The sequence below is a fragment of the Acutalibacter sp. 1XD8-33 genome, assembly GCF_003612555.1.
Classification (GTDB): domain Bacteria; phylum Bacillota; class Clostridia; order Oscillospirales; family Acutalibacteraceae; genus Acutalibacter.
Map to the genome: position 1 here is coordinate 15,246 of NZ_RAZF01000003.1, position 19,521 is coordinate 34,766.

General features: G+C 58.3%; 17 protein-coding genes. 5 read left to right on the forward strand and 12 right to left on the reverse strand.

Annotated elements, in window-relative coordinates; genetic code table 11:
• Positions 1-99: 99 nt before the first annotated feature.
• The 4 genes from D7X94_RS03260 (at position 100) to D7X94_RS03270 (ending at position 2,550) form a co-directional block, all read left to right on the forward strand.
• A complete protein-coding gene (locus D7X94_RS03260; protein WP_120426271.1) occupies positions 100-576 on the forward strand; it encodes a hypothetical protein in 477 nt (158 codons plus the stop codon).
• Positions 577-579: 3 nt separating this feature from the next.
• Positions 580-1,191, forward strand: a complete 612-nt coding sequence (locus D7X94_RS18100; protein WP_147401649.1) for a hypothetical protein — start codon at positions 580-582, stop codon at positions 1,189-1,191.
• Between the two features lie 37 nt (positions 1,192-1,228).
• A complete protein-coding gene (locus tag D7X94_RS03265) occupies positions 1,229-1,786 on the forward strand; it encodes a hypothetical protein (RefSeq protein ID WP_120426272.1) in 558 nt (185 codons plus the stop codon).
• Positions 1,787-1,878: 92 nt separating this feature from the next.
• Entirely contained in the window at positions 1,879-2,550 is a 672-nt protein-coding gene (locus D7X94_RS03270; protein ID WP_243111134.1) for a hypothetical protein, read from the forward strand.
• A gap of 509 nt (positions 2,551-3,059) precedes the next feature.
• Here D7X94_RS03270 and D7X94_RS03275 read toward each other — a convergent pair.
• The 12 genes from D7X94_RS03275 to D7X94_RS03335 all read right to left on the reverse strand — a co-directional run bounded on the left by D7X94_RS03275 (position 3,060) and on the right by D7X94_RS03335 (position 17,769).
• Positions 3,060-4,466, reverse strand: coding sequence for an aminopeptidase (locus D7X94_RS03275; RefSeq protein ID WP_120426273.1), 1,407 nt, complete (start codon positions 4,464-4,466; stop codon positions 3,060-3,062).
• Between the two features lie 348 nt (positions 4,467-4,814).
• A complete protein-coding gene (locus tag D7X94_RS03280; RefSeq protein WP_158590877.1) occupies positions 4,815-5,408 on the reverse strand; it encodes a lytic transglycosylase domain-containing protein in 594 nt (197 codons plus the stop codon).
• Positions 5,405-7,000, reverse strand: a complete 1,596-nt coding sequence (locus tag D7X94_RS19630; RefSeq protein WP_120426275.1) for an L-threonylcarbamoyladenylate synthase — start codon at positions 6,998-7,000, stop codon at positions 5,405-5,407. The genes D7X94_RS03280 and D7X94_RS19630 overlap by 4 nt, the downstream gene beginning before the upstream one ends.
• An 87-nt stretch (positions 7,001-7,087) precedes the next feature.
• The gene (prfA, locus tag D7X94_RS03290) at positions 7,088-8,158 is read right to left on the reverse strand and encodes a peptide chain release factor 1 (protein ID WP_120426276.1); all 1,071 of its coding nucleotides are present in this window, start codon (positions 8,156-8,158) and stop codon (positions 7,088-7,090) included.
• 60 nt (positions 8,159-8,218) lie between these two features.
• On the reverse strand, positions 8,219-8,551 hold the full coding sequence (locus tag D7X94_RS03295; RefSeq protein WP_120426277.1) for a putative quinol monooxygenase: 333 nt from the start codon (positions 8,549-8,551) through the stop codon (positions 8,219-8,221).
• Between the two features lie 28 nt (positions 8,552-8,579).
• Positions 8,580-8,768, reverse strand: a complete 189-nt coding sequence (locus tag D7X94_RS03300) for a DUF951 domain-containing protein (RefSeq protein WP_120426278.1) — start codon at positions 8,766-8,768, stop codon at positions 8,580-8,582.
• A 14-nt stretch (positions 8,769-8,782) separates the two neighbouring features.
• Positions 8,783-10,177, reverse strand: coding sequence for a CdaR family protein (locus D7X94_RS03305; protein WP_120426279.1), 1,395 nt, complete (start codon positions 10,175-10,177; stop codon positions 8,783-8,785).
• A gap of 5 nt (positions 10,178-10,182) precedes the next feature.
• Positions 10,183-11,070 carry a diadenylate cyclase CdaA gene (gene cdaA, locus D7X94_RS03310; RefSeq protein WP_243111155.1) on the reverse strand — a complete coding sequence of 296 codons (888 nt, stop codon included), beginning with the start codon at positions 11,068-11,070 and terminating at the stop codon, positions 10,183-10,185.
• Positions 11,071-11,417: 347 nt separating this feature from the next.
• Entirely contained in the window at positions 11,418-12,554 is a 1,137-nt protein-coding gene (locus D7X94_RS03320; RefSeq protein WP_120426281.1) for an aminotransferase class V-fold PLP-dependent enzyme, read from the reverse strand.
• Entirely contained in the window at positions 12,551-12,778 is a 228-nt protein-coding gene (locus D7X94_RS03325) for a DUF3343 domain-containing protein (protein ID WP_120426282.1), read from the reverse strand. Before D7X94_RS03325 ends, D7X94_RS03320 begins: the two co-directional genes overlap by 4 nt.
• Before the next feature lie 780 nt (positions 12,779-13,558).
• Positions 13,559-16,225 carry an S-layer homology domain-containing protein gene (locus tag D7X94_RS03330; RefSeq protein ID WP_120426283.1) on the reverse strand — a complete coding sequence of 889 codons (2,667 nt, stop codon included), beginning with the start codon at positions 16,223-16,225 and terminating at the stop codon, positions 13,559-13,561.
• Positions 16,226-16,560: 335 nt separating this feature from the next.
• A complete protein-coding gene (locus D7X94_RS03335; RefSeq protein WP_120426284.1) occupies positions 16,561-17,769 on the reverse strand; it encodes an acetate/propionate family kinase in 1,209 nt (402 codons plus the stop codon).
• Positions 17,770-17,984: 215 nt separating this feature from the next.
• On the opposite strand from D7X94_RS03335, the gene D7X94_RS03340 reads away from it, so the two are divergent.
• The gene (locus D7X94_RS03340; protein WP_120426285.1) at positions 17,985-19,280 is read left to right on the forward strand and encodes a nucleotidyltransferase family protein; all 1,296 of its coding nucleotides are present in this window, start codon (positions 17,985-17,987) and stop codon (positions 19,278-19,280) included.
• Positions 19,281-19,521: the final 241 nt, after the last annotated feature.

Genomic DNA, 19,521 nt, shown 5'->3' on the forward strand with positions numbered 1-19,521 from the left:
AAGGAGCGCTTTTATGGAATCCTTCAGGAGGCGGTTTTGAGAATCTTTGAACTGATGGTAAAATGAAAATTTAATTGTTTTGATAAGGCGGGGAAGTCCATGGTAAAAAAGGTGCTGTCTCTGTTGCTTTTACCGGCGGGGATCTTTATGTTTGCCGCGTGCGAAAGGAAGCCGGAGGACCGGTATCCCCTGTGGGAGAAGGTGGAGGCGGAGGATTCGGTGAATCCAGGGGGAAAGCTGGAGTTTCGGGGAATCAATTTTGAGGAATACACAAGCCAGGAGGACGGAACCGTCTTTGATGCCGTGCTGGTTCAGCTCACAAACGCGGGTAGCGGGGAACTCCATTTTTCCCCCACAGAGTATCGTGTGGACAAGCAGGAGAACGGGGAGTGGTATACCGTGTATCATCCCTATCTGGAGCGGTTCCTCAACTCCCCGTGTCTGGAGCCGGAGCATACCCACCTGTTCAGCTTCCTGGTTCCTGCCGGACTGTTTGAGGAGCCCGGGGCGTACCGTTTATACATGGAACAGGTGGGGTACTGTGAAATTGACATTCTGTTTAGGCCAAATGATTGAAATTTGAAAGGAGCAATTATAGATATAAACTATACTAATGCAGATGGAAATCACTATCCAAAGCATGTGGCAGTATATGTAGGCGCTTCTGGCGGGAAGTATAGCCAGTACCGGCTGGGGACTGGCTTTGCCGTGGGAGGAGATTTTGTAAAGTATACTGGGCATAGCCTCTGGAATCATTGGGCCAAATATGATGATTGGGGAGTTCTCACGTTAAATTCACCCACCAATACATCCAGTCATATGGGTTTAAATGCTGTTAATAGTGCCAGCGATATGGTTGGACGTGTTTACTTTACGCAGGGTTATCCAGAAGATTTAAACATCAATAAACATACCCGGTGGGATGAATGGGATATGTATAAAGCATCAGGGAGGATTATCGCAGATAAACCGCAACTGAGTCGCTTTTTGGACATTGTCACAACAACAATCCCGATAGAGCCTGGACAAAGTGGTTCCCCGGTATATACAAATAGAGGCGCAAGTGGCAATTGTATTGAGGCAATAGTTGAAGGAGACTATCCAGACCCCAATGCTAGTGAAAACTATCTGATTTTAGTCAATGACTGGTTAGTCAATCATATGAAAGAAAAGCATTTAAGTCAGGAATAGGAAAGATGGATGTAGCAACGCGCGAAAGGAGCCCCTTATGGAATCGATGCACAAACAGGAAAGGGTCCTGGAAACCTTTGACCTGGACGGGGCCAGCGTTCAGCTGGTAGAATGGGAGGAAAGCCTCTGGTGCGGAAAAATTCTCTACGCAAAGAACCCTGTCGACGAGCCGGATGTGGAACAGCTGATGAAGGACTTTGTGGCGCTGGGGGAAGCGGAGCTCTCTCCCAACGGCCCCGAAGAGGGCTGGGACGTATGCCTGAGCTTCAATTATCTCTCCGGCCAACGGCCCAGCGGCGTGTTTTTTGGCTTCCTGGTGGAGAGCCGCCGCCAGCCGGAGGGCTTCGATATGGTCTGGATCCCGGCGGGCCGGTATCTGCGGCTGGAGATCAATGAGCAGACCGCCAAAGCCCTGGATAAACAGCCCTGGACCGGCGGCGTTCCCCCTTTCCAGTGGGTCAGCGAGAGCATCGGCCCCCGGCTGGGATTTGCCTGCGGAGACAGTCAGCTGCCCATTGTGGAGTACTACCGCCACCGCCCGGATGGAGAAATCCAGGGCTGTTGGCTGTATGTGCCCGTACAGCAAAAAAAGTAGCTGGGAAAGTAGGGGACATGGGGTTAAGTTTTCCCAAAAAATTCCGATATACTAGGTGAACTCATCTGAATGAATAGAAGGAGGAAATTTCCATGGCAATTGAATTCGATCCCGCTTTAAACCGCTATCAGAGCGTTACCAGCGGCATTCCTGCCGCAAAATCCACTGAAACTGCCAAGACCAGCGAGGCCGAAAGCACCAAAAAGGCTTCCGAAGGCCAGGCTGCGGAAGGCGCCGCTTCTGAAGGCAAGATCGAGCAGGACCCTGACAGCGTTGACCTGAGCGACGATGCCAAAAGCGTAAACAAAATGAGCGCCGAAGAGCGCTCGGCCCTGGTGAAAAGCCTGAAGGCCGACCAGGAATATCAGATGACCCGCTTCATCAACATGATGACCCAAACCTTCACCAAACAGGGCTTCACCGGCAAAACCGCCGAGGACGACTCTTTCTGGAAGATGTTCTCCTCCGGCAACCTTTCTGTGGACCTGGAAACCAAGAAGGCCGCCCAGGAGGCCATTTCCGAGGACGGCTACTGGGGTGTAAAGCAGACCTCTGACCGTATCTTTAAGATGGCCCAGGCCCTGGCCGGGGACGATCCTGAAAAGATGAAAACCATGCAGGCAGCCGTCAAGAAGGGCTATGAGGCCGCGGGCAAGGCCTGGGGTAGTGACTTGCCCGATATTGCCGGAGAGACCATTGACGCTGTCAACAAGATGTTCGACAACTACTTTGGCAAGGACGAGGAAGAAGAGGAAAAGAAGTAAGAGGCGCAGCGAGGCTACTTACTTTAGCCACTTTTTGCGCGTCTTTTTCAGAACCGCTCCGGGTTAAATTCCCTTGAAGGAAAAATACACTTGCGGAAGTTTGCCTTAATTAATCTCTGAACATTCTCGCTCGTCTGGCAATTTCGATATGAATACAGCTTCTTATAGTAAACTAGTAAACGCACTTGAAAATCGGTAAATACCGATTTTCAAGCTGAGCAGATTTTCCGCCTGGTTCAAAAGAGGTATTCTACCTCTAGGTATCTTACCTCTTTTGAACTGCGTTAACTACAAAAAAGACGGTGCGGCCTTGGCTGCATCGCCTTTTTGCTACTTTGTTGTTATCCGGGAGAGTTTTCCGCCTTCCCGGATTTTTCTGTTCCTGCCAGCTTCGCGGGCGGCGGGCCTGACGCCCTCCACTTTTCTGACCGCGCGCCCATAAAATGAACTGAAAAATCAAGAAAAGAGCCAGCGGCTTTCCATTGCCGCCAGCTCTTTTCCATTCAATTTTATTTTGCCTCAAAATAGGCTTTGAAGGCCTCATAGGCGCTGTACAGGTCCACCTTGGAGATGACCTCGAAGGGGGCGTGCATGGAGAGCACCGGCACGCCGATGTCGATCACGTCCGCGTTCAGCCGGGCCACGTCATAGGCCACGGTGCCGCCGCCGCCCTGGTCCACCTTGCCCAGCTCGCCGATCTGCCACAGCACCCCGGCCTCGTCCAGGATGCGACGCACCCAGCCCAGGAACTCGGCGGAGGCGTCGTTGCTGCCGCCCTTACCCCTGCTGCCGGTATACTTGGCGATGCCCACGCCCCGGTTCACATAGGTGGAGTTGCCGGGCTCGTAGGCGGAGATATAGGTGGGGTCCAGCGCAGCGGTCACGTCGGCGGAGAGGCAGCTGGACTTGCTCCACACATGCTGGGGCTCCAGGCCCTCTCCCCTGGCCAGATCGCTGACGAAGTAGTTCATATACTCGGAGCAGAGGCCCGTGTTGCCCACGCTGCCGATCTCCTCCTTGTCCGCCAGCACCACCAGAGAGGTTTTCTCCGGGGCGGCGCAGTCGAACAGGGCCTGCAGGGCGGGATAGGCGCATACCCGGTCATCGTGGCCGTAAGCGCCCACCATGCTCCGGTCAAAGCCAATGTCCACCGCCTTGAACGCGGGGACAAACTCCAGCTCGGCGGAGATCAGGTCACCCTCCACAATGCCGTACTGGTCGTTGAGGATCTTCATCACATTCAGTTTGTAGAGCTGCTCGCCCTCCTCGTCCAGGGGCAGGCTGCCCACCAGCACGTTCAGGTCCTCGCCGGTGAAGGCCTCTCCCAGCTTCTTGCCGTTCTGGTCCTTGCCCAGATGGGGCAGGATGTCCGTGATGCAGAACTGGGGGTCGCCCTCGTTCTCACCCACGTTCACGGTGATCTCCGTGCCGTCCTTACGCACGATCTTGCCGTGGACGGACAGGGGGATGGCGGTCCACTGGTACTTCTTGATGCCGCCGTAGTAGTGGGTTTTCAAAAGGCAGAGCTCGCTGCTCTCGTACAGGGGGATGGGCTTCAGGTCGATGCGGGGGCTGTCGATATGGGCGGCGGCGATGCGCACGCCCTCCTTGCACCCGGATTTGCCGATCACGGCCAGGCACATGGCCTTGCCCCGGTTGTTGTAGTAGATCTTCTCCCCGGGGGCGTAGGCCTTGCCGGGCACATAGGCCCGGAATCCGGCGGCCTCGGCGGCGGCCACGGTCCAGTCCACGGTCTCCCGCTCGGTTTTGGAGGCGGTGATGAAGTCCTTGTAGCCCTCGGCGAAGTCCATGGCCTTGGGGGCGATCTTCAGGCAGGCGGCGCGGGCGGGCTTGGCACGGTCCAGCAGCAGTTTTTCCGCCAGCTCTTTGGCGGCGGAGTTCTTATTCTCGTCCATTGGCAATCCCTCTTTTTGGAAATTATTTTGGTGATTCGCTAAAAATTATACTCCCCCCGGGGAGACTTGTCAAGCCACAATCCCCTTTTAAGGAGTGGTAGAAGGCCTTGCAAAGGTATTTTTTAAGAGTAATACGGTGTGGCCTCCATGCGCACAGAAGAGTTCGCAAGCGAACTCTCGCGCATTCCGGCAAGGTCGTGGGGTTTCGCCCCCACACGACGACCAGCTTAAGACCAGCTGGACCGGTCAACGTTTGTCAATAAAATTGTTCACGACGAACGAAGTGAGGAGTGGGTAAAAGTTTCGTCCACCTTTTCAAAGGTGGTGGGGTTCTTAGGGGCAACGCTCCTAAGCCGCCGGAGGCCTACCCCCATAGAGGTTTTGGTAGATGCTCTGGCCCCGCTGGACCTTTTTCACGTAGGCGGCGGTTTCGGGGAAGGGGATTTTCTCCAGGGTACGGCCATTGGGGGAGCAGGCGGGATCCTCCAACCAGCGGTCCACGTTGCCCATGCCCGCGTTATAGGCAGCCAAGGCCACCTCTTGGTCCTCATAATGATTCAGCAGCAACCTCAATAGGGCGCAGCCGCAGTGCACATTATCGTTGGCGTCAAAGATATCCCCGCCGCCGTTCTCCGGGGGATATTCCGCCGCCATCCAGCGGAAAGTCCCCTCCGTCAGCTGCATCAGCCCCATGGCCTCCGCCCGGGAACGGGCTGTGGGGTCAAACCCGCTTTCCGCCTGGATTACCGCGTAAACCAGTTCCTCCGGCAGGCCGAACTCCTCGGCCTCCCGGTTCACTACCTGGGTAAACGCCTGGGGGTAGCGCAGCCGCAGAACCCAATCCGCCAGCCGGGGACCCAAGGCCACTCCTAAAATCCCCGCCAGAGCTACCGCCGCCAATCCCAGCGCCAGCTTTTTCCCGGGCTTCTTCACCGGCCTCACCTGCCTTTCAGCTCCTGGGCCGCCTCTTCCAACCGCCCTGAATTGTCCCCTGTGCCTTCTATCACAAAGTCCCCCCGCGCCTCGTAAAATTCCGCCGGCTTCTGCGCGCGAAAGCGCTGGCGAGCCTGCTCTTCCGTCAACCCGTCCCGGGCCATCACCCGGCGCAGGCGCAGATCCTCCGGAGCGGTTACCGTCAAAATTCTGGCGCAGAGCACATCCAGCCCCGACTCAAACAGCGTGGGCGCATCCAGCAACACCGGTCCTTCCATTTGCTCCAACGCCCGGCGGACCGCCCGCTCAATGGTGGGAAAGGTGATCTCTTCCAGCAGTTTCTTGGATGCCTCGTCCCGAAACGCCCGCCGCGCCAGTTCCCGGCGGTCCAGCACGCCTCCCGGGATTACTTCCTCCCCAAAGGCCCTGCCCAGCGCCGCCAGGCATTCCTGGTTGTATACTTCGGCAGATCGAGTCAGCCGGTCGCAGTCCACCAGGGAAAAGCCCAGCCGGCCCATTTCTTTTGCCACCGTGGACTTTCCCGCCCCGCTTGGGCCCACCAGGCCTACAATCCAGGGAGGGCCCGGCAGTTTTTCTATGCGAAACGCCGCTGCCCGCAGCAGCCGGTTATATACCGCCAGGCCGATCCCCCGCCGGTTGGGCCGCTGCGCCAGAACCCGCCTAGCCCCTATCTGGTCCAGCCGGTGAAGGGCCCAGAACAGTCTCCGGGCCTGCTCCGCCCCATCGTACCGGGACCCCAGGCACAGGGCTGGAACGGCCAGCAGGGGCTCGGTCTCGGAAAAGCACAGGACATCAGCCCCCGGCCCCTGGGCGTTCACGTACTGTGCGAAGGCCTCCGGGGAGCCGTCCAAAATGACCACCTCCGCCCGGGGCGCATAGTGCTTGTATTTCATGCCGGGAGAAGCAGCCCTTTCTCCTGGCGCCAGCATGGCCGTCACCGCCGGGTCCAACTCTACGGGGCCCGCCACCTGTTCCAGCGCCTCCTTTGTTACCCCGCCGGGGCGGAGCAGCCGGACCCGGCCTCCGGCCAAGCTTATCACCGTGGATTCCACCCCCACGCCGCAGTCCCCGCCGTCCATAACGGCGTCTACCCGGCCCTGCAGGTCCTCCAAGGTATGGGAGAAGGTCGTCGGGCTAGGCCTGCCGGAAAGGTTCGCCGAAGGCGCGGCCAGGGGCACGCCCGCCGCCTCAATGACCGCCCGGGCCAGCGGGTGGGCGGGGCAGCGCACTGCCACAGTGTCCAGTCCGCCGCTGGTGACAGAGGGTATTATCCCCGATTTTTCCAAAATTACCGTCAAAGGGCCGGGCCAGAAGGCCTCGGCCAGCTTTCGGGCATTTTCCGGGATCTTCCCCCGGACCAGCTCCGGCCATTGCTCCACGCTGGAAATATGGACGATGAGCGGGTTGTCCGACGGCCGGCCCTTTGCCTCATAGATTTTTTTCACAGCGGCAGGGTCCAAGGCATTGGCGGCAAGGCCGTACACTGTCTCCGTGGGAATGGCCACCAGCCCCCCGGCGCGGAGGATTTCTCCTGCCCGGGCAGCTCCCTGGGAAGAAGGCGGGATAATCTCGGTATTCATGGAGGACTCCTTTCAAGAAAATCTGAAATTCTGGAAACCACCGGCATTCCCAGACCTGCCGGGAAGCGGCGGCGCCTCAAATACTCCTCAGCCGGGATCGTTCTCCAACTGCGCCGTGCGGTCCGCCGTGATCAGCCCGTTGATAATCTCGTCAAGCCCGCCGGAGAGGACCTCCTCCAGCTTATAGAGCGTCAGCCCAATTCGATGGTCCGTTACCCGGGACTGGGGAAAATTATAGGTGCGAATCCGCTCCGACCGGTCACCGCTGCCCACCAGGCTCCGGCGCTGGGCCGCTGTCTCGGCGCTGGCCTTCTCCTGTTCCCGGCTCAACAGCCGGGCTCGGAGCACCTTCATGGCCTTGTCCTTGTTTTTATACTGGCTCCGCTCATCCTGGCATTCCACCACCATGCCTGTAGGCAGGTGGGTAATCCGGATGGCGGAAGAGGTCTTGTTGATGTGCTGGCCTCCGGCCCCGCTGGACCGGAAGGTGTCGATTTGCAGATCTTTGGGGTCGATCTCCACGTCCACTTCCTCCGCCTCGGGCATCACCGCTACTGTGGCCGCAGAGGTGTGGATCCGCCCCTGGGTTTCCGTTTCCGGCACCCGCTGTACCCGATGGGCCCCGCTCTCATATTTCAGCCTGCTGTAGGCCCCTTCTCCATCCACAAGGAAGCTTACCTCTTTAAATCCTCCTAATTCCGTCTCGTTCAGGTTGACAATTTCCGTGCGCCAACCCTGGCGCTCCGCGTAGGCGGTATACATCCGGTACAAATCGTAGGCAAACAGCGCCGCCTCTTCTCCGCCGGTTCCCCCGCGGATCTCCATGATCACATTTTTGCCGTCATTGGGATCCTTGGGCAGCAACAGGATTTTTAGCTGTTCCTGGAGCTCTTCCGCCTGAGCCTCGTTGTCCTTCAGCTCCTGCTGGGCTAGCTCCCGAAGCTCCCGGTCTCCAGATTCTTCCAGCAGTTCTCGGGCTTCCTCCGCCGCTTTCAAACAGCGGCAATAGTCCCGATAGACCGTCACAATGGGTTCCAGCTCCCGGCTCTCCTTCATCAGAGCGGCGAAAACCTCCGGATCTCCGGCGCTCTGAGGGTCATAGAGCTTCTGCGTAATTTCCTCATAGCGGTTTTCAAATACCTGTAGATTTTCAAACATAGGCCTTCCGTTTTCCCTTTCGATCCAGATTCGCGGCCGATCCTCTCCCCGCGTCTTTTCTCATTCCCGAATATAGGCGGCATCCTTCTGGGGTATACCGCTCTCATCCGTGATATACCGCTCCACCCGCATGTGCAGGTCATACTTCTCCCGCAGGCGGGTGATTTCCTCCATCATAGGCGTGGCATGGTGGGCGTCGATGGCCTCCTGGCTCTCCCAGCTGTCCACCAGAAGCACCGTTTCCGGGTCTTTCTTAGAGAAAAAATATTCATACTTTTGGTTTCCGTTTTCCGCCCGGATCAAGTCCACTATGCCACCGGACACCATATCCTCCACAAACTTTCGCGCGTTTCCATTTTCGCCGGTGTAGTAAACATTCACCGTAATTGCCATCTTTAGAATCACTTCCCTTTCCCGCTGATTATATTTCGCCGTCCCGCTGAATTTTCTTTATATTCTTCTCGCACTTCAGCCTGGGCAACATGACTTCCCGACCGCAGCCCAGGCACCGAATTTTAAAATCCATGCCGGCCCGCAGCACCAGGAATTCCTTGCTTCCACAGGGATGGGGCTTTTTCATCAGAAGTCTGTCGCCTGCCCGCACATCCATCTTGACCAGCCTCCTTATGGGCTCAGAGAGGTCTGCCTGGGGGCGCTGCTGGCGCCGCTCTCTGCCCTCATTGTCACCGTCATCGTATAGGTTCCTACAACCCAGCAGGCTTCTCCAGAGGTTCCTGTCACGGACACTGTCACCGGAACGTCCACGCTTCCCGGACGGGCCTGAATATTGCTCATATCCGCCTGCACCGTCACCGAATCCCCGGTCAGCCGGTTAATCTGGGCCTCGGGCCCCGCCACAACCACATCCAGCGTCTTGGTAATCAGCTCCGCGTTTACAGTGCCGCTGGGAGCGTTGAGCAGCTGGATATTGCTTTCCGGCACGGTTACTGTGGCCTGGCGGTAGCCGCTCAGATTCACGGTCACAGTAGCCTGGCTCACCGTGTTCGTGCCGCTGTTGGTGATGTTCCTGGTTCCCGCGGGCACGGGAATCTCCACCGTGTATGTGGCGGAACGCTGGTTCACGTCCAGCTCCGCAAAGTCGATAACCGTATCCAGACGGATCTCCGTGATTCCGCCCAGCGTCTCCCCCGTCCCGGCCAGCTCAATGTTCTCAGGCTGGATAGAAATTCGAGAGTCTGAGAAATTCTGGGGCCGATGGGCCCAGGAAACCACCAGGGGCACCGTCTTTCGGGCCATCACGGGAATCGTCACCTCTACCTCTTCCAGATCCTGGGAGAGGTAGAGAGAGGCTTTGTCGATGATCTCCTGGCCGTTCTCATCATAGAGGATGATGGGCCCGGAAAAAGACGCGTTGTCCCGCAAAGGATCAGAAAAGCTATGCTTTACCGCCGCCCGCTTTACCTTATTGACCGCTGATTCCGGCCCAGAAATATTCACCTTCTCCTCTGAAAGCACCGGCGTGCCGGGATAAAATCCCGTGCCAGCGGTAAACTCCACCTCGTTCTCAATGTTCAGCGTGATTTCCTTATAGCGGTCGTACTCCACGGCGATCTCGTCCGGATTGGTGGAGACGACTTCATAGTCGGTGGCCGCAGACTTCTTAATCGCCCGCACCTGCACCGCCATTTTCTCGGTGGTATTCCCCGCCAGCTTGGTAGAGGTGGGGTTCAGCTGGGCGGTAACCTGAAAATCCTCCGCAGTTAGCTTAGAGGTAATCAGACTGCTGCCCGACACCTCAATGTCCACCGTGCTATAAGAAGTGTTGAACACCCGCAGGCCATCGGCGTCTGCCTGGGGAGAAAGCGTTACGTTGATCGGCACGTCATAGATCATCTGGGTGCCGTCCAGTTCGCTGTCCTTGGCCATCACAAACCAGCATACCAACGCCGCCGCAAAAGAGGCCGCCAGCACAAAGCCGTTGCGGTATACCAGCTCTCCCAGCCGAAACTTTCTTTTCTTGGGAGCCTCCCGCTCCTCTGGTTCCTTTTTTAGGTTCATGGCGGCTATCTCTCCTCCTTTTTCCCTTTGCCAAGGCCCAGACGGCCCAGAATCCCGTTTGCCGCAGGACTCTCCTGCCGGCCTACGAGCTCCTTTTCCAGCGTCTCGGCCAAACTCATCCGGTTGAAATTCCGTGCCAGCTTGCCCCCGATGGCCATGGAGATCTGGCCGGTTTCCTCAGAGACCACCACCACCACCGCGTCGGAATTTTCGCTCATTCCAATAGCGGCCCGGTGGCGGGTGCCCAGCTCGGCGCTGACGGCGTCGCTGGCCGTCAAAGGCAGAATGCAGCCCGCCGCGCAGATGCGCCCCTCACGAATCACCATTCCGCCATCGTGAAGGGGCGCCTTGTTGAAGAAAATATTGGCGATCAGCTGGCCGGAGGGGCCCGCGTCCACCAGCGTTCCCGTGGAGATAATCTCCCCCAGACGGGTCTGGCGCTCAAAGACAATCAGCGCCCCCATGCGCAGCTGCTGCAAAATCCCCGTGGCTTCCACTACTCCGGCAATGGCCCGGCGGGTCTCCGTGTGCTCCGCGTCCTTGGACCGGCCCAAATTACTGGCAATGGACTGCACTGTCTTGCTGTGGCCCACCTGCTCCAAAGCCTTGCGGATTTCCGGCTGAAAGAGGATTACCACAATTACAAAAGCGGACTGCAAAAAGCGCGTAAGAATGCCGTTGAGCACCATGAAGTTCCCATAATCGGAAAGCAGGAACAGGGCCACCAGCAAAATGATTCCCTTGACAAGCTGGCCCGCGCGGGTATCCCGCACCAGCTTGATAACGCCATACAGAAGAACCGTGACGATGGCCACGTCCAAGGCGTCCTTCAGGGTAAATTGACGGGCCAGGTTTAACACGGTCTGTCCAAACCGGGCGATAGAGTCCATCATGGATTCCACAGGAGTCAGTCCTTTCTCTTTTTCGTTTGCCGGTCCGGAAAGGACCTTTTCAGGTAGTTTTTCAGCAGCAGGGCCCGTCCCCAAAGCCAACCGGAATTTTCAGGACGCTTCCGCTGGACGGCATGGCGGGAACCAAGCAGGGAGAAATCCCCACAGGCCAACCCTACAATCTTTTTTATTTTACCACAATCCGGGAACAAAGAAAAGGGGTTTTTGGAGACAACTTCGAATATCTTTTCTTTTTTCCGCCCAATTTCTGCCAAAGCAGCCGGGCAGGCCAAGGGCCGGAGCGCTTCCTCGCAGCCGCCCCGGCCCTTTCGGCCTTCCCATATTCTGCCTTACATGCGTCCTACAGCCCGCGCCAAGGCGTCCAGCTCCTCCCGTCGGGTAAAGGCGGAAAGGGACACCCGCACTGTGCCGGTTTCCAACGTGCCCATCTTCTCATGGGCGGCGGGGGCGCAATGCAAGCCGCAGCGCACCGCGATATCCCGCTTTGCCAGAAGGTTTCCCACCTCCTCGCTAGAAATTCCCTCTACATTGAAGGAAACCACCGGCACAAACCAGGGGATCTCCGGAGCCTTGGTATAGAGCCGCACCTTTTTCAGCTGAGACAGCCGTCCATACAGATAGGCGGCCTTGGCCATCTCCTCCTGGTAGAGCTTTTCCGGCGTCCGGCTCTGGACAAACGCAATTCCCGCCCGAAGGCCCAGAATCCCCGGTACGTTGACCGTGCCCGCCTCATAGCGCTCCGGGGGATCCTCCGGCTGCAGATAGCTGCGGGACTGGGTCCCGGTTCCCCCCTCCACCAGCGTCGCCAACTTGTCCGCCGGATCCCGAAAAATCAGCAGTCCGGTGCCCATGGGCCCGTAAAGGCCCTTGTGCCCCGCGCAGCACAGGTAGTCGATCCCGTCCCGTTCCATGTTGATGGGGACCACGCCCGCAGACTGGGCCCCGTCCACACACAGTTTCACCCCGTATTGATGGCAGAGCGCCGCCAGCCGTTCCACCGGAACCCGGATGCCAAACACGTTGGAGGCCTGGGTGCAGACCAGCAGCTTGGTGTTCGGCCCCATTGCCTTGCGAAAGGCATCTAAAGTCGCGTCGTTATCACCGGGGGTCACCTGGGCCGCAGTCCAGGACACGCCCCGGGATTTCAGCGCCTCCAAGGGCCGCATCACCGCGTTGTGCTCCAGGTCGCTGACCACCACATGGTCCCCAGACCGCAGGCTGCCCTTGATTACCAGGTTCAGCGCCTGGGTGCAGTTGGGCTGAAACACCACGCATTCCGGGCCTCTGGCGCCAAAGAGGTCCGCCGCCATCCGGCGGCAGTCGTACACCCCCTGGCCCGTACGCACGCTCATGGCAAAACCGCCCCGTCCCGGGTTTGCCCCAAATTCCGCAAGAGCCCGGGCCACGGCCTGGCGCACTCCCTGGGGCTTGGGATACGTGGTGGCCCCGTTATCCAGATAAATCATGGAGCCGCCTCCTGTTCTATGCGGCCCAGAATCTTAATCTTGTTTTCCCGCAGAATCTGCTCCGCCTCATCGGCGCCCTGGGGCACCCGCACCCCATAGCCGCAGCCGGAGGCCTCTGTGGGAGGCACCCGTTCCACAAAGGCCCTGATGCCCCGCTGAAAGAGCAGGTCCCGACTTTTCATGGCATAGGTCACAGAGCCAACCAAAATAATGGGCTTGCTCATAGTATCACCTCTATCATAACTAAAACAGCCTTACACATTCGTCTGTTGAGAAGGAATTTTGGGAGTGACGACGGCCTCCGGCGGTTCAGGGGTTCTTCTCACCTGCCGGTTCGGTCGGCGACGGGAAATCGCCACTGGCGATTGTCGCCCCCTGAAAACCCCGCCACTTTTGAAAAAGTGGACAAAACTTTTACGCTGGCCAACTTTTAAGCACTCAGCTAGCCAGGTTAAAAGTTTTTGATCCAAACTTTTCCCTAGCTAGCTGTGTGGGATAAATCCGGACATGTTGCGCAGTCAAGGGGCGGGGAAAATCGCCAGTGGCGATTGTTCTGACCCGACCGAGCCGGCAGGCGAGACAGGCCCCTTGCGAGGTGTGGAGCAGAGCTCCACGACCTTGCCGGAATGCGCGAGAGTTCGCTTGCGAACTCTTCTGTGCGCATAAAGGCCACACAGTATTACTCTTAAAAAACTATGCTTTTAAACCCCCAAAAGCCCCTATCCATCCTATGCCCTGGGGAATTTTTCGTGCATAAAAGACGGAAGGACCCCCGGAGAGTCGCCTCCGAGGATCCTTTCGAAGGGCCGGAAAAGGGCCGCTTCTTTAGAACCTGTATTCAAAACCTGCAATCACCGTCTGAGCGGCTTTTTTCGGGTTGCTCCGCGTTAAATTTGCTTGCCATACGGCAAGGATGCCTTCACAAATTTGCCTTGAGCAGCCCCAAAAATTCAGAACTCAAGAGCTCTTGCTCATCCGGCAACTTCGGTTATGAATACAGGTTCTTATTTTCCTAGATGGGCGCAGCAGGGCGGATACCGGAACTTGTAGGTGTTCTTCCGGTAGTTGGGCGTTTCCACGCCGTCCACCTTGCCTTCGTCATAGTTGCCGAAGAAGAAGATCTTGCACTCCGCCAGCCGCCGGTACAGGAGCCCGGGCGTACAGGAGCCGCCGGACCTGTGCCACTGGAGGAACTCATTGGCCAGGGAGGTGGTATCGGCATAGGCCAAATCCCGGGTGAAATTCCCGTTGAGCTTTACATACCCTGAGGCCATCCAACCAGTCTTGCCGCCATAGGAGAGCTTATACCAGACCTCCTGCTTTGTGGCGCTACGGTTCACCTTGATCTCCGTCACGCTCACCGCCGTTCCCTTGGGTACCTCAACCAGCAGGGTGCTGTTATAGTCGGGCTGGGCATAGAGCTTTGCCTTTGTCACGTTCAGCGTGCCGGAATAGGGCTTGTTCGCGGAACAGTCCGTAGGCGGCGTCACCATGTTCAGAATGATGTTGGGGGTTTCATAGCGGCTGGTACTGAACACGCCGGTACCACAGTTATAGGCCAAGCTCACCAGGGCGTCGAATTGGGCCTGGCTCATCCTGATTCCGTACTCCTTGCGGAAATTCTCCGCCGCCGCCGCGTATATGTCGTCATTTACCGTCTCCGTCAGCTTGGCAAAAGCCTCTGTGCGGGTCATATTATTGTAGAACATCTCGCCCGCGTGCATCACCTTGCCATAGCCCACGGTGGGATTGCCCGAAGTCACGTTGTCGTCCTCAATCTCAGCCACATAGCCCTCAAAATCCTTTAGCTGATAAATCATCCGCCCGCTCACCCGGCGGCTGTCGTTGCTGGTAGCGGTAACGCTGGCCGCCTGGGTCACCTGCACCGTAAACTGGCAGGACTCGCTGTCATAGGCACCGTTTCGGGCGGAATAGACCCGTAGGGTATAGACGCCCGCCATGGAGAATTTCACCGTCCGCCGGAACACCCGCACCGTGTTGGTGGGCAGGCCGTGCTTGGAAACAGCGGATTCCTCTGTGTAGGCGCTGGAGGTGTAGCTACCGGAGGCCGGACCGCCGGTGATGTCAAAACGCACCTCATCCCGGCTGGTATCCGTCACTGCCACCAGATCGAACTCCTGGTTCAGGGGGACGATGTTCCCCTCTCCATAGGCCGAGCGCACCGCCTGGGGCCCTGTAACCGTTACTGTACAGCTGGCCAGCTCCTTACCCGAAGAATTCCGCAGGGAGAGCACTGCCGTGCCCTGGCCCCCGGCGTAAACCACCGCGCTCTGTTCTTTGGAGTTATAATTGATAGCATATCCCACCTTGGCCACGGCTTCGTTGCTGGAAACCCACTTCATGCTGCTCACGCCGTTATCCACCTTCACGTCCAGAAGGGCGCTGGCATACTGACGCAGGCTCAGTGTGCTGTGAGAGAGAGTACCCGTTTGGCTTGTATTCCCCCCGCCGGTGTACTTTACCAGATAGTCCGCATGGGAATATCCGGTAATGCCGCTGGCTGTGCGCACCCCCAGCCAAGGGTTCTGGGAGATATCCGTCACGGTGAGAAGGGTGCCGTTTACCACAGCGGTGATCACCGCGCCATCCACCGGGGCTTTGCGGATATTCAGGCCGGTCTCCGCGTTCACCCTCACGGTGGAGCCTACCCGGATGCCGTTTGGCAGCTCGTCCGGGGGCGGATCCGGCTCGTTCAAAGGATCCGCCGCCTCAGCGATATCCAGAAAGGCCCAGTGGGTTTTCGGCACGTCCCGGAACTCCTGGGTGTCCCGGTCGGCGGCATAGCCGTCTCCCTTGCGCTCCAGAGCGATGTTCATCACCTTGGCGGCCTCGCAGCGCTTGATGTTGTTATCCGGCTTGAAAGTACCGTCGGCGTAACCAGAAAGCCAGCCCTTTGCCAAGGCGGAGGCGATGTCCTGATAGGCGAAATGATCCTCTGGCACGTCGGAGAAGGCCACGTCCCCCTCCCCGGCGGGAAAGCACCTGCCCAGGATCTTCACGAACTCCGCCCGGGTGATATAGCGGTTCGGCCGGAAGGTGCCGTCGCTGTAGCCGGAGATCACACCCAGGCCGCATAGAGCGGTCACCGCTGGTTCGAACCAATCTGTACCCTTGCGCACATCGCTGAAGCTGCTCGTTCCGCCCTCGGGGAGCTCCTTCAGCAGATTATAGAGCATCTGGCATACCTCCGCCCGGGTGATGAAGTTCTCCGGTTTGAAGAGCTTGCCGGAGTACCCGGACATATAGGTGTCGTGGGTGCCGGTCTTGAGGGCACCCACCGCCTGGGCATAGGTCATGGGCTGAGAATCGTCCACTTCAGCCTCCGTCTCCAAAAAGCCGTTTTCATCCGGCTCCAAATCCTCCCCAGGCTGGGGAGAGGGAACAGGCTCCTCTCCCCTTTCAGGATCCAGGACATCCTCAGAGTCCAGAATGCCGCCGGGCTCAGAAGTTTCCGGAAGCTCCGCCTCCTCGGACCCCTCTGGTTCCTGCGGCTCTGTCTCCTCCTGTTCTCCCGGATCCGCCAGGTTTTCCGCCGCTGAGACGGCTCCGTCCTCTGGCCCCTGGGCCGCCAGGGAAACCACCGGCAGCAAAGCCGTCAGCGCCGCCAGCCCCAGGGGCAAAATCAGATTCTTCATAATATGTTTCAGCATAATCTTCTATGTACCTCCAGAAATGTCGCAATATTCCGGCAAAAAAGCGCGCCGGATGAAACTATGCTGCGTCTATTATAGCGGAAAAGTTACAAAATTGCAATCTTTTCTGTCATTTTCCAAATATTGCACCGTAAACCGGGGCTTTTTCCACCTTCCTATACTATATAAAGGGGAGTCCGCCTTTTCTCGACCTTTCTCAAAAGCCGGCGGAGCGCCTGCCCCACGCAGACGCCCCGCCTTTTCTCACCTAAATTTTACCCCAGGCGCGAGAGAAAATCTCCCTGCCTTCCGGAATCCAAAGTCATAGCGTTTTTCGCCATGGACATGGATTCTTACAATTTTTCCACCAGTTCCTTAGTATCCCTGGCAATAACCAGTTCCTCATTGGTGGGAATCACGTAAACCTCAATTTTGGAATCAGGCGTGGAGATTTTGCCCTCCTTGCCCAGAACAGTCTCCTGGTTCAGCTTCTCGTCCAGCTTTACGCCCAGGAACTCCAGATATTTGCCGACCTCCCAGCGGTGGTGCCACTGGTTCTCGCCCACGCCGGCGGTAAACACCATGGCGTCGCAACCGCCCAGGGCCACCATGTAGCCGCCGATAAACTTGCTGATCTGATATTCCAGAATATCGTGGGCCAGCTTTGCCCGGGGATTACCCTCGTTGCGGGCGGCGGTCACATCCCGGTCGTCGCTGGAGACGCCGGAGATGCCCAGCAGGCCGGACTTTTTATTCATAATCTGGTCCATCTCCGCCGGAGACAGCCCCTCTTTCTCCATGATAAAGGTGACCACGGAGGGATCCAGCGCGCCGGTGCGGCCGCCCATCATAAAGCCGTCCAGAGGGGTCAGGCCCATGCTGGTGTCAATCACCTTGCCGCCGTCAATGGCGGTGATGGAGGAGCCGTTCCCCAGATGGCAGGTAATCATCTTCAGGTCCTTCAGGTCTTTGCCCATCAGCTGAGCGCAGCGGGCGCTCACATACCGGTGGGAGGTGCCATGGGCGCCGTAGCGGCGCACGGCGTATTTCTCATAGTACTCATAGGGCACATTATACATATAGGCCTTCTGGGGCATGGTGGCATGGAAGGAGGTGTCGAACACCACGGCCTCGGGCACTTTCTCCCCAAAGAGATTCCGGCAGGCCCGGATTCCCTGGACATGGGCCCCGTTGTGCAGGGGAGCCAGGGGGATGAGGCTCTCAATATCGGCGATCACCTTGTCGTCTACCAAGCAGGACTGGTGGAAGATGGCCCCGCCCTGGACCACCCGGTGCCCGATCGCCGTTACCTCGTCCAGGCTGTGGATCACTCCCTTCTCCGGGTCCAGCAGCGCTTCCTTTACCTGAGTGAACGCGGCGGTATGGTCCGGCATATCCACGTCCTTATGGAGCTCCCGGCCGTCGGCGGTCTTGTGGGTGAAGATGCCTCCATCCAGACCGATGCGCTCGCAGTTGCCCTTGCAGAGCATCTTCTCCCCGTCCATATCAATGAGCTGATACTTCAGGGAAGAGCTGCCCGCGTTGATGACTAAAATTTTCATGTACGTCTTTCCTTTCCGTGCATTTTTTTGTATAATAGTATGTACTCCTGCCGGATCTATTCCCGGCGAGGCCTGGGGACGCTCCAAAGAGCTCCCCCTGTCATGGCGACTTTGCTCCTCCGCTTTCCGCCACAAGCTTTGAAAAATGTCAATTTTGTAACCACCTTACATATTATACTATACTGTTCTCGCAAATTCAAGGAGTTTACCAGAAAATGCTACAGAAAATCCCGATTTTCGCAATCATTTGTGAATTCGATCCCCTGCATTTCGGCCACAGGCTGATTCTGGAAAAAGCAAGGGCCCTGGGAGGGGCGGTCTGCTGCATTATGAGCGGCAATTTCGTCCAGCGGGGGGCCCCCGCCATGGCGGATAAATGGGACCGCGCCCGGATGGCTCTTTCCTGCGGCGCGGACCTGGTGGCAGAGCTCCCCCTATCCTGGGCCTGTGCCGGGGCGGAGCGCTTCGCCGCCGGAGGGGTGGCCCTGGCCGGGGCCCTGGGAGCCCGGGGGCTGCTCTTTGGCAGCGAAACCCCGGACGCCGCCCTGCTGGACCGGCTGGCCCGCGCCCTGCTCTCCCCGGAATTTTCCCGCCTCCTCCAGGCGGATTCCGGCAAAAAAAATTTCGCCGTCCGGCGTCAGCGGGCCGCCGCCCGGCTTCTGGGAGAGGATGCCGCCCGGGTTCTGTCTCTGCCCAACGCCAATCTGGGAGTGGAATATCGCAAAGCCATCCTCCGGCAGGGCCTGGACCTGGCCCCAATCCCCATCCTCCGCCAAGGGGCCGGTCACAGCGGCGGCTCCTTTGATGGGAACGCGCCTAAATTCCTCCCGACCGGCCAGCCCCGCGCCCGGTCCCAGGAAGCTCCCGGTGCGGGCCCCCTCCCGGCCGGAACGCGTTCTCAGGCTCCGGGGCCCGCCCCCTATTATTCCGCCGGAGAGCTGCGGGAAATTCTCTTTCAGGGAGGAAGCCTGGAGGCCCTGATTCCAGGACAAGCCTGGGAAATCCTGGAGCGCTCCTTAAAGGCCGGCCGGTGCCCGGCGGAACCCCGGCGGCTGGAGCTGCCCATTCTCAGCCGGCTACGCTCTCTGCCCCGGGAGGCCTTCTCCCGCCTGCCGGACCTGAGCGAGGGCATGGAAAACCGGCTCTACAGGGCCGCGCGGCAGGCCGGCTCCCTTTCAGAGCTCTACGCCCTGGCAAAGTCCCGCCGGACCTCCCACGCCCGGGTGCGGCGGCTGGTGATGGCGGCGTTTCTGGGGCTTCAGGCTCCCCTGCCGGAACTCCCCCCCTATCTGCGGGTCATAGCCGTCACGGAGCGGGGGAGACAGGTCCTCCGCCAGCTGGACTCCAAACTGCCTTTGGCGGTTCGGCCTAAGGATCTGGAAAAGCTGGATCCCGCCGTCCGGGAGGTTTTCGCCCAAGAGGTCCTGGCGGACGATCTCTATGCCCTCTGCTGCCCCAGGCCCCAACCCTGCGGGCGGGATTACACGGAAAAACTGATCCTGCTTCCTTAGAGTCTGCTCCGTATCTGCGCAACGCTGCATATGCCCAGATACGGAACAGGCTCTTTAGCTCAGGGGCCAGCTGCCTCCCCGCCTGGCTGATGAAAAGGCGTTTCCCCTCTGCGGGACAGACAGCGGCGGCACTTGTCCAATTTATGGAATCTTCAATATTTTTTAAAAGTCCGAAACCTTTTTCCCCCTTCTTTCGCCTAACAGTTGTAAGAGCTTTTACGGAATCAAAATGTTGTAAAGG